This is a genomic window from Bacillus sp. MUM 116, from assembly GCF_001866655.1.
Classification (GTDB): Bacteria; Bacillota; Bacilli; order Bacillales; family Cytobacillaceae; genus Neobacillus.
The window spans coordinates 1-10,069 of record NZ_MLYR01000162.1; the positions used below are offsets into that span (position 1 = coordinate 1).

10 protein-coding genes and 1 riboswitch are annotated in these 10,069 nt (G+C 38.8%); of the genes, 4 read left to right on the forward strand and 6 right to left on the reverse strand.

Annotation, left to right across the window (positions count from 1 at the left end; all coding sequences use genetic code 11):
- Window positions 1–224: 224 nt before the first annotated feature.
- Window positions 225–1,826: an FMN-binding glutamate synthase family protein gene (locus BIV60_RS27020; RefSeq protein ID WP_071358753.1), complete on the reverse strand. Its 1,602-nt coding sequence runs from the start codon at window positions 1,824–1,826 to the stop codon at window positions 225–227.
- 149 nt (window positions 1,827–1,975) lie between these two features.
- On the opposite strand from BIV60_RS27020, the gene BIV60_RS27025 reads away from it, so the two are divergent.
- The 3 genes from BIV60_RS27025 (at window position 1,976) to BIV60_RS27035 (ending at window position 3,311) form a co-directional block, all read left to right on the forward strand.
- On the forward strand, window positions 1,976–2,554 hold the full coding sequence (locus tag BIV60_RS27025; protein ID WP_071358754.1) for a TetR/AcrR family transcriptional regulator: 579 nt from the start codon (window positions 1,976–1,978) through the stop codon (window positions 2,552–2,554).
- Window positions 2,555–2,655: 101 nt separating this feature from the next.
- A complete protein-coding gene (locus BIV60_RS27030; protein ID WP_071358755.1) occupies window positions 2,656–2,997 on the forward strand; it encodes a DMT family transporter in 342 nt (113 codons plus the stop codon).
- Window positions 2,997–3,311, forward strand: a complete 315-nt coding sequence (locus BIV60_RS27035; protein WP_071358756.1) for a DMT family transporter — start codon at window positions 2,997–2,999, stop codon at window positions 3,309–3,311. Before BIV60_RS27030 ends, BIV60_RS27035 begins: the two co-directional genes overlap by 1 nt.
- Before the next feature lie 47 nt (window positions 3,312–3,358).
- On the opposite strand, the gene BIV60_RS27040 is transcribed toward BIV60_RS27035, so the two are convergent.
- Entirely contained in the window at window positions 3,359–4,747 is a 1,389-nt protein-coding gene (locus BIV60_RS27040) for an amino acid permease (RefSeq protein ID WP_071358757.1), read from the reverse strand.
- A gap of 412 nt (window positions 4,748–5,159) precedes the next feature.
- On the opposite strand from BIV60_RS27040, the gene BIV60_RS29965 reads away from it, so the two are divergent.
- Complete coding sequence (locus BIV60_RS29965; protein WP_177177409.1) at window positions 5,160–5,300, forward strand: hypothetical protein; 141 nt, start codon at window positions 5,160–5,162, stop codon at window positions 5,298–5,300.
- 68 nt (window positions 5,301–5,368) lie between these two features.
- On the opposite strand, the gene mmuM is transcribed toward BIV60_RS29965, so the two are convergent.
- The 4 genes from mmuM to BIV60_RS27060 all read right to left on the reverse strand — a co-directional run bounded on the left by mmuM (window position 5,369) and on the right by BIV60_RS27060 (window position 9,925).
- Window positions 5,369–6,280, reverse strand: a complete 912-nt coding sequence (gene mmuM / locus BIV60_RS27045) for a homocysteine S-methyltransferase (protein WP_071358761.1) — start codon at window positions 6,278–6,280, stop codon at window positions 5,369–5,371.
- A 25-nt stretch (window positions 6,281–6,305) separates the two neighbouring features.
- Window positions 6,306–7,709 (reverse strand): S-methylmethionine permease, encoded by a 1,404-nt coding sequence (gene mmuP / locus BIV60_RS27050; RefSeq protein WP_071358758.1) that lies wholly within the window; start codon window positions 7,707–7,709, stop codon window positions 6,306–6,308.
- Window positions 7,710–7,793: 84 nt separating this feature from the next.
- A riboswitch (SAM riboswitch) is annotated at window positions 7,794–7,896 on the reverse strand.
- 87 nt (window positions 7,897–7,983) lie between these two features.
- Window positions 7,984–8,718, reverse strand: a complete 735-nt coding sequence (locus BIV60_RS27055) for a YqjF family protein (protein ID WP_071358759.1) — start codon at window positions 8,716–8,718, stop codon at window positions 7,984–7,986.
- A gap of 91 nt (window positions 8,719–8,809) precedes the next feature.
- Window positions 8,810–9,925 (reverse strand): GerAB/ArcD/ProY family transporter, encoded by a 1,116-nt coding sequence (locus BIV60_RS27060; RefSeq protein WP_071358760.1) that lies wholly within the window; start codon window positions 9,923–9,925, stop codon window positions 8,810–8,812.
- Window positions 9,926–10,069: the final 144 nt, after the last annotated feature.

Here is a 10,069-nt window from a genome sequence, read left to right on the forward strand (position 1 = left end):
TCTTCGGTCACTTAGAGCCTTGATTGACGACCGGTCCTCTTCTGTTTTCACTTCTTAGGTCACCTAGAGCCTTGATAGACGACCGGTCCTCTTCTGTTTTCACTTCTTTGGTCGCCTAGAGCCTTGATAGACGACCGTTTCCCTTCTTTTTTCACATCTTCGGTCACCTAGAGCTTGATTGACGACCGTTTTTCTTCTTAAAGGCAGCTATTTTGTTATAAGCTTTAACTTGCACCAATATGCTCCTCAATTTCGTTCAGAATACTCTCAAGTGATGCTACGACACCCTTTTCATCTTTATAACTAATATGTTTGGGCTCGAAACGGACAGGTGAGTCTATGCCGACCGCTGCTGCAACTCGAAATAAACCTTGCCGTAATGTGACAAGATAATTGACAACACGGTATTTCTTTTCATCAATCACAAGTGCCTTTTGCAATTCAGGATCCGTTGTCGTTACCCCAACAGGGCAAGTATTAGAATTACATTTCAAAGTTTGAATACAGCCAACCGTTATCATAAAGCCACGGGCAATATTCACTAAGTCTGCTCCCATTGCCAATGCGATCGCAATCCGGTCCGGGGTAAACAGTTTTCCTGATGCAATGATTTTCACCCGGTCACGCACTCCATATTTACGAAGCGTTGACACCAAGATCGGCAGGGCAGACTTGATAGGCAATCCAACACTATCAATCAGTTCTTGGTAAGACGCCCCCGTACCGCCTTCACCACCATCCACCGTAATAAAATCTGGACCCTTTCCGGTCTCCTTCATATATTTTGCTAGTTGTTCCACGCTGTCATTAGCCCCAACAACAATCTTCATCCCAACTGGTTTTCCAGTGGTTGCACGGATTTTTTCAATAAATTCAATCATGGAAGGAACATCACTGAACTGGTGGAAACGATTGGGACTGTCTACCGACTTATACGGCTCAACTTTTCGTATTTCAGCAATTTCTGGGGTAACCTTTTCGCCATCTATATGTCCTCCCCGGGCTTTTGCTCCTTGGGCAAGTTTCAATTCAAATGCCCTCACTTGCGGAATTTCACTTTTTCGCTTCAACTCGTCCCAATCCACTCCCCCATCTTTATCACGAATACCAAAAAGACCTGGGCCGATTTGCATAATAATATCGACTCCGCCTTCCAAATGGTATGGGGATAAGCCGCCTTCCCCGGTATTCATCCATGTCCCTTTCGCTAAGGCCAAGCCTTTTGAAAGTGCTGTAACGGCATTTTTCCCAAGGGCTCCATAGCTCATCGCAGACATACCAATCAAGCCTTTTAATACAAAAGGATGCTTTGTATTTGGGCCAATGACAACTGCATCATCATCATGCAGTAAATAAGCAAGTGCCTCATCATCCTTCACTTTTTCTTTTCTTTGTGAAAAAAGCGGGTCTCTTAATAAAAGATATTTTTTTGTATTTACTTTTGTTTCCCGGTCCATTTTTGCTTCTTCCGCTAATTTTGGAAACATGTCATTACGGACATAAAAACCTTCTTCCTCAAAATCTCGTTTTGACCCAAAGGCGACAACATCACGTTGGTACTTTGCACTTTTTACAATATGTTCGTATTCATCCCTTGAAAACGGCTTTCCTTCTGTGTCACCATTGAACCAATACTGGCGAAACTCTGGGCCAACCTTTTCCAAAAAATAACGCATCCGGCCTAGTGCCGGGTAATTTCTTAAAATCGAATGCATCTTCTGATTTCGGTCAAAAATCATTAAAAATACAAGGAAAATCAAAAGTCCAATAATCACTACTGCAAAAATAATAAATCCAATAATCGTGAAGATATCCGCGATGTTCATGAAATAAATCCTCCTAAGCAAGAGTTGAAGTCTTTATAATTTGCTCAGGAATGGAAAAATTTATGCTTTTTTAGGCACCTAATATCATTGACTTTCTATGGATAATCATGTAAAATGACTGACAGTCAGTCATTATTGGAGGCCGATAGATGGATAATAAAAAAGAAAGAATCATACATGCCGCGATTGATGTTTTTTGCGAAAAAGGAATCGAAAAAGCAAAGGTTTCGGATATCGTTAAAAAGGCTGGAATTGCTCAAGGAACATTTTATATCTATTTTTCTTCCAAATTAGCCGTAATGCCTTCGATTGCTCAAGTTATGGTTGAAAAAATGTTGGTTGAAATTAATAACAAGGTAAATAATTCAGATTCCTTTATTGATCAATTAAAAAGCGTGATTGAAGCGGTTTTTTCTATTACCAAAGATTTTCGGGAAATTCATGCGATGATTTATGCCGGTCTTGCTTCAGCAGAATTTCTTCAAGAATGGGAAACAATCTATTCTCCCTATTATGCTTGGATGAGCGAATTTTTGAGCCTTGCAAAGGAGAATGATATTCTTCGCGATACGGTTGACCCTGATCAAACAGCCGTTTTAATTATCGGTTTGATTGAATCAGTTGCCGAACAAACCTTTTTATACTCCCATGGTGATCGCGATATGGCGGAAATTAAGAAGAATGAAGTTTTGAAGTTTGTGCTTCATGGCTTGGGAGTTAAATTCTAACTTTACCATGGCTGATTTTTTATCAGCCTATTTAAACCTTGAATCAAATTTTTTTAAATATAAATGACTGATTGTCAGTCATAGGCAACTAAGGAGTGTTAATGATGAATAGGTCATGGATATACGTCATCCTAACCTGTGTTTCTGAAGTACTTTGGATCTATGGTTTTCACAATGCAACCACCTGGTGGCATTGGATTTTCATAGCAGGATTTATTTTGCTGGATTTACAATTTCTCGCAAAAGCATGTGAAAACTTGCCGACAGGAACCGTTTACGCCATTTTTGCCGGAGCAGGAACGGTAGGGACTTTCTTGATGGATGTTTTCCTTTTTAATGAACATGTTAGTATTCCAAAGATATTTTTTATCATTCTAGTCATTTGCGGAGTTGTGGGACTAAAGCTTTCAGATGACAAAAAATCAAAAGGAGTCAATCAATAATGGGTTGGTTATTTGTATTTATAGCTGCAATTAATGAATTAATCGGGGTCTGTGGGCTGAATCTTTTCAGTAAAAAACGAACCCTTAAAAATGGAAGCATCTATATTGGGGGGCTGGCTGCTTCGTTTGCCTTTATTTACGCTTCGTTTGAGTATTTACCGACAAGTGTGGCTTACGCGGTATGGACAGGAATTGGAACAGCCGGTACTGTAATCATGAATATGATTTTCTTTGGTGAAAGAAAAAGTTTGCCTCGTATTGCCAGTCTTTTCGCAATTGTGATTGGAGTGACGGGTTTGAAAGTTATATCATAATGAAAAGGGCTGATGTAGAGTTAATACTTCTACGTCAGCCCTTTTTATTAAACGATATCTTGCTTTTTATTTGAATCCTCTAACGGTACACGTTTACCCATTCTAAAAAGGTAATAGCTGCCCGCAACAATGGCAAGGAACACCAAACCTACAATCAAAGAAACACGAGTGTCAGTATTGATCCACATTCCCACAAGGACGAACAGTAAAAATGCAATCGTTGCATAATTGCTAATAGGAGAAAGTGGCATCTTGAATGGATTACTGGACATTTCAGCCGCTTTTTCTTTTCTAAATTTAAGCTCACTAATGATTAAGACAAACCAAGGTACCATTCCTGGAAGAACACTTGCACTATAAACATAAAGGAAGAGACCCTTTGGAGCAGTGTAATTCAAAATTACCCCAACAAATAAACCGATAAGTGTTGCATAAATGCAGTTAGCCGGTACCCCATTCTTTGAGATCTTGGCAAAACTTTTTGGCGCTTGCCCGTTCATAGCTAAAGTATAGAGCATCCGACCTGCACTATAAATTCCACTATTAGAACCGGATAAAGCTGCCGTAATGACAACAAAGTTAATAATACCCGCTGCAGCTGTAATTCCTACCTTGGCAAAAGTCGAAACAAATGGACTGCCAATTGTTCCTAATTGATTCCATGGATACACAGTAACAATGATAAAAATTGCCCCAATATAGAAAATTAAAATTCGCCATATGATATTGTTAATGGCCTTCTTCAAAGTTTTAGTCGGATTTTTTGCTTCTCCCGCAGTAATCCCGATGAGTTCTACACCTTGGTAGGCAGCCACTACAAGGGATAATGCGAAGAAAAATCCTTTAAAGCCGCCTGTGAAAAAGCCGCCATGTTTCCAAATATTCGATAACCCGATGGCATGGCCATGGTTCCCTAATCCAAAAAAGATTAAACCAAGACCTGCAATAATCATGATGACGATTGTTACTACTTTTATAAGAGCAAACCAAAATTCAAATTCACCGTAAAATTTTACCGAAACTAGATTCGCCAGTCCTAAGATGACCATCGCGATGATTCCCGGCAGCCATTGAGGAAGATGCGGAAACCAATAATTCATATACATCCCGATTGCCGTAAGTTCGGCCATACCAACAAGAACCCATTGAAACCAATAACTCCATGCCGTCATATAGCCAGCTAATGGATGAATATACTTATGAGCAAAAGTTGCAAATGATCCGGTGGTTGGCTCTAAATAGAGCATTTCCCCCATTGCGCGCATAATGAAAAAAATAAAGATTCCAGCAATCGCATAAGCCAGCATGACAGATGGGCCTGTCCATTTAATCGTACTCGCGGATCCCATAAATAAACCAACGCCGATGGTGCCACCTAAAGCAATCATCTCAATATGCCTTGCCTCTAGTCCTCTTTTCAACTCTTTATTTGCCACACATTTCCCCTCCTGATGAATAAATTAAATTATTTAATTTTTATTACTTTCAGAAATTTGATGATATAACAATAATGATTTTACTTTAATAAACGCTTTCAATATTATTCGAAACACTAAACAAACTTAGATAATAATTAAATTACCTACTTTAAAAATATTATATCGAAAACAAAAAATAAAGACTTGAAATTTTTAAAAAATAATAATTTCCCATTCGTATTTTTATTTCTAAAAATTCTAAATTTTTATTTTATTACTTTGCAATTTAGAGTAAAATAGTGGTACAAGCTAGAAAAGGACAACTGCAAGCTAATTTTAGAAAGCATTTTTCCATGGAGGTGACAGCCAATCTTTAAAGATTGGAAAGTAATAACAGCGGCTAAAAATTTAAAAAAAGGAAGGGAAATAAATGAACGCAAAAAAAATGGTTCAAATTCTAGTCGGTTCCAATGTCCTTTTATTATTTGTCATTGTTTGTCTTCCAATCTTTCTTGTTGACCCGGATTCTAATGTCATCCAATCCTTTTTAAACTCTATTCAGGGTGAGTAAAAGTTCTTATTTCTAAGACCTAAAAAATGGATAAAGACTACTTCCAGTTTGGAAGTAGCCTTTATCCATTAAAAAGAGACTGTTTGAATAGGTCGCAGTTTTTTTGCGATTTTCTCAATTTGCTTTGGCGTTGTTCGACAGCAACCGCCAATTAACCGGGCTCCATCATCATACCAATCTTTTACTTGTTCATCGAGATGCTTGCACGCTTCCCTGCCACTCCAGGTTTTAGTTTCCGGATGGTAGTTTTCACCAGAATTAGGATAAACAATGATTGGCTTCTCTGTGTTTACCCTTAGAACGTTAACCGCTTCTTTTAAAACGGATGCAGGAGCGCAATTGATACCAATTGCCACAATTTGTTCATTGTCCGCAAACGATTTTGCACAATCCTTAAGTAATGAACCATCGCTAATGGCAGCCCCGTTTTTCAACGAAAAGGATAACCAAGCAAAAGCATTAGGAAATTCCTTTAATAGGGAAATTAATACGTTCGCTTCTTGCAGGGAGGGAATGGTTTCAAAAGCTAATAAATCAGCCCCAGCGTCAATTAATGCCGATATTCTCGGACGATGGAATTCTCTTAATCTCTCATCTGAAACTCCATAGTTTCCAACATATTCCGAACCATCTGCAAGATAGGCGCCATACGGCCCAACGGACCCGGCAACCAATGGCTTGGGACGAGAGACAAGCATTTCATCCTTCCAAAAGTCATCTCTTGCCTTCCTCGCCAGACTAACTGTCCGCCTTATTAGATCCACTGCCTCTTTTTCAGATATTCCCCGCTCGGAAAAACCATCAATGGTCGCCTGATAGCTTGATGTAATAGCACAATCTGCTCCGGCACGAAAATAATCAGCATGAACCTGGTAAATAACTTCCGAATTTTCTAGTAATACCTTTGCCGACCAAAGCGGATCATCCAGGTCGCACCCATGCCGCTCAAGCTCCGTCGCTAAGGCTCCATCCAGAATCATCACAGAATAATCTTTTAATATCGCATCAATTGGATTGACTTTGCTCAACGTACTCTCCCCCACTATTCTTTCGTTTTTTGGTTAAATAATAGCTTGCATAGCAAAATAATATAAACGGAACACCACAATAAAGTGCAATTCTTTGCGTTGGATCAAACGCGATTCCAATGCATGACGCCAGACATAGAATAAACGATACGATGGGGACGAAAGGATATAGCGGCGTTCGATAGACCAAATCATGAACCGAATTTCCCTCTTTTATATACTGTCTACGAAATAAAAATTGTGAAATACTAATACTCATCCACACAACAACGACGGCAAGACCAGAAATGGATACAAGCACAATATAAACTGTATCTGGTGCAATGATACTCGAAAGTAACGCTAACCCTCCGCCAATCATACTGAAAATTACCGCATTTAACGGAACTCCCTGCTTTGTTAATTTGGAAAAGATCGGCGAAATCGTCCCCTTATCTGCCAATGACCAAAGCATCCTGGACGAGGCATATAAGCCGGAATTAGCAGCAGACAAAATCGCTGTTAAAATAACAAAATTCATTAAATCTGCAGCATAGGGCACACCAATTCGTTCAAATACTGTGACAAACGGACTTTCTAATACACTGGCATCCGACATCGGCAATAACGCTGATAAGATGACAATCGTTCCTACGAAGAAGATTACTAATCTCCATAGAGTCGTCCGAATTGCCTTTGGTATTGTTTTTTTCGGATCTACGGTTTCTCCGGCGGCAATTCCAATTAATTCCGTTCCAGAATAAGCAAAATTTACAGCCAGCATCGTCATAAAAATGGCAAGAGTACCATGAGGAAATAACCCCTCACTTACAAAATTTGAAAAGAATGGGGCAGGCTGTGAATGTACCATTGGAATACCTCCAAACATAGCCCCAGCTCCTAAAAGGATAAATGCCACAATAGCAATAACCTTAATAGACGAGAACCAAAACTCGGATTCGGCAAAAAATCTGACGGTCTTTGCGTTTAGAACAAAAATTAAAATCGCAAATAATGCACTCCAAATCCATACATTAATCGAAGGGAACCAGCGCTCCATAAGTAATCCAGCAGCGGTAAATTCTGAACCCAGTGCCACTGTCCAAGTAAGCCAGTACAACCAAGCTACTGTATATCCCGTTCCCGGACCTATGAATTTAGCCGCATAACTATGAAACGCACCAGTCTCTGGCATATGGACAGAGAGTTCACCTAAACATAACATAACAAGATAAACGACAATCGCTCCAATCAAATAGGAAAGAATCGTTCCAAATGGGCCGGCTTGTTGGATCGTATACCCCGAACTAAGGAACAACCCCGTTCCGATAACACCTCCTAACGATAGCATAACTATATGCCGAGTTTGCATTTTTCTTTGAAATTGCCCTTTCTCCTCCATTCTTACTCTCCTTTATGCTTTATCCAGAAAAAGTAAAAAACGCACTCAGACCTTGAGTGCGCTACTGTCAAATAAAAACAAAAGCTCTTATCGATCAGGGTTCACCACCCGCAGGAATTAGCACAGTGTCATCTGACCTGTTGCTGAGGTTTCATCGGGCCAGTCCCTCTACCTCTCTGGATAAGAAATATATTTTTTCAACTTTATCAACTAGGAAATTGTTTGTCAAGAATATTCTGGACAATTTAACAGTTTAAAGCTATCAAATTAACGATTAAATTGTATATTTACCCACCCTTTTAATATTTGCAAATACAGAATCAACCCCTTGGGAAAAATGAAGCAGTGGCTGCGTTTTTGGAGGCTCGAACCCAAAAGGAGTGACCAAAGTATTTTTATAAATATCTGCTTCTGCCGTTTGTAAGGGCCATGGGATATGATCAATATCACCGCAAAAAAGATTACCTTTTTTATCAACACTGTAAAGGCAGTACCTTTCCGTTAACCATTGGTCAATTGTCCCTTCACCGGCAAAAAAGACCCTTGATGAAGCCATAAAATTCCCGTTAAAGCCTGCCAAAAAAGGACTTTTCCGATCACTTCTTACACTATTGAAATAAAATCCAGAGTGATCCTTCCAAAATTGAATGAGAGACTGGTAGTAAGGAAGGCGATACCATTTTCTTGCAATTGTATACGTTGCCCAATGCGGGGCATCTAAGGATAAAAAATATACACCCGGCTTTCCATTATAATGTACATAGGTTCGTACATTGATTTCAGGAAACTTTGCGAACAACGGCAGCCGTGGAATTCCCCTAAGATAAATCCCATCTATAATAAAAACTATAATACCTATCCAGGCATAACATTCATACGTATCCAGCTGCAGCGGTTTAGGGATGAGCGGGCGCATCAAATTCACCGGAATCGGCCAATGGGCAAACAATAAATTTCTCCATGACTGCTTCATTATCCAATTTTTTGATAAATCCTGTTGGAATTTCATAAAACCACCCTACTTTTTATAAGCTAATAGTATTTTCGTGACATCACTCGTTACTTGATCTAATGCGACATCCCTTTTATCTCACTTTATACTACTTTTGAATATTTGCTCGTACTCCCCCAAAATAGTTACGAACCCAAATAATAACAAGTACAACTACAGGGATTCCAACTAAAAGCGGAAAACCAACTAAATAAGGCATTTTATTATAAAAGAAACCTTGATAGGCTACTTTATTTTTTGCCAGTACGTTCGAGTAAATAAAAATGAGCAAAACGACAGGAAAAATCAAAGGCTGGTACCGTTTAAATTTGAAAATATCCGTTAATCCGATCACAACTGCATATACATAGAGGAATATTTTAACGAAAAAGCCAACTGCAAATGTCCCAACCACAATCGAGTCCATTCTCTGAATAATATGGCCAACATTAATCTTTTCAACCGCGCTTAGCAATGGAATTTCAACAGCCTGCGCTCCAATACCAATTACGCTAATATTCAGCAGAAATGTCCAGGATAGACCCAAGCCGCTTAACAAAATTGATAATAGTCCCGTTCTTTTTACCAATTCAGGCTTATTTAAATAAGGGAAAAACATAAGAAAAAGAAAAATTTCCCCGAACGGGAAAAAAACCAGTAATGGCAGAGCATGTTTTACCACAGGAAGCCAGCCGAATTCTAATACGGGCTGCAAATTCTTCAATTTGATAATACCGGAAGCAATAACCGTTAAATTACCAGTTAAACCAAAGAAAACCATTGCAGCTAATAAAATCTCTGCCGTCCTTCCCAACACTTCAATTCCTAAATAACAGGAATAGGAAACCAGTAAGAGACTGATGAACATGATGACAGGAACAGGAGTATCCGGTAAGATATAGGTCCCCATTGTATCCCCTAAATGTCTGACATTAACGGAAGCTACAAAGAAAAAATAACAAATATAGACCAAGCCGAGTGGCAGCCCAATATATTTACTTAATACTTTTACTAGTATTCCGGTAAAAGGGATGGCGGGAGTCCGTTTAAATATCTGTAAATACACAAAGAAAAATAGAATCAGGGCACCAAACATACCGATTGCGATCGCTATCCAAGCATCTTGTTTTGCTTGCATTCCGATTCTGGTAACAATTCCCGTTCCTAATTGAAATAAAAACATAAGAGAAAACAATTGCCTCGAATCAATTTTTGCGTTTTCCATTGGTAAAAATCCTTCCCTATTCGTGCAACAAAAGAACATTTATTATTTTCTTCTTTTTGTTGGTAAATTAAACCTCTTCTTCTTTTCATCTTTTAAAAAATGAAATCAATTTTTATGGAATATACCTTTATTTAGTGGAAATAA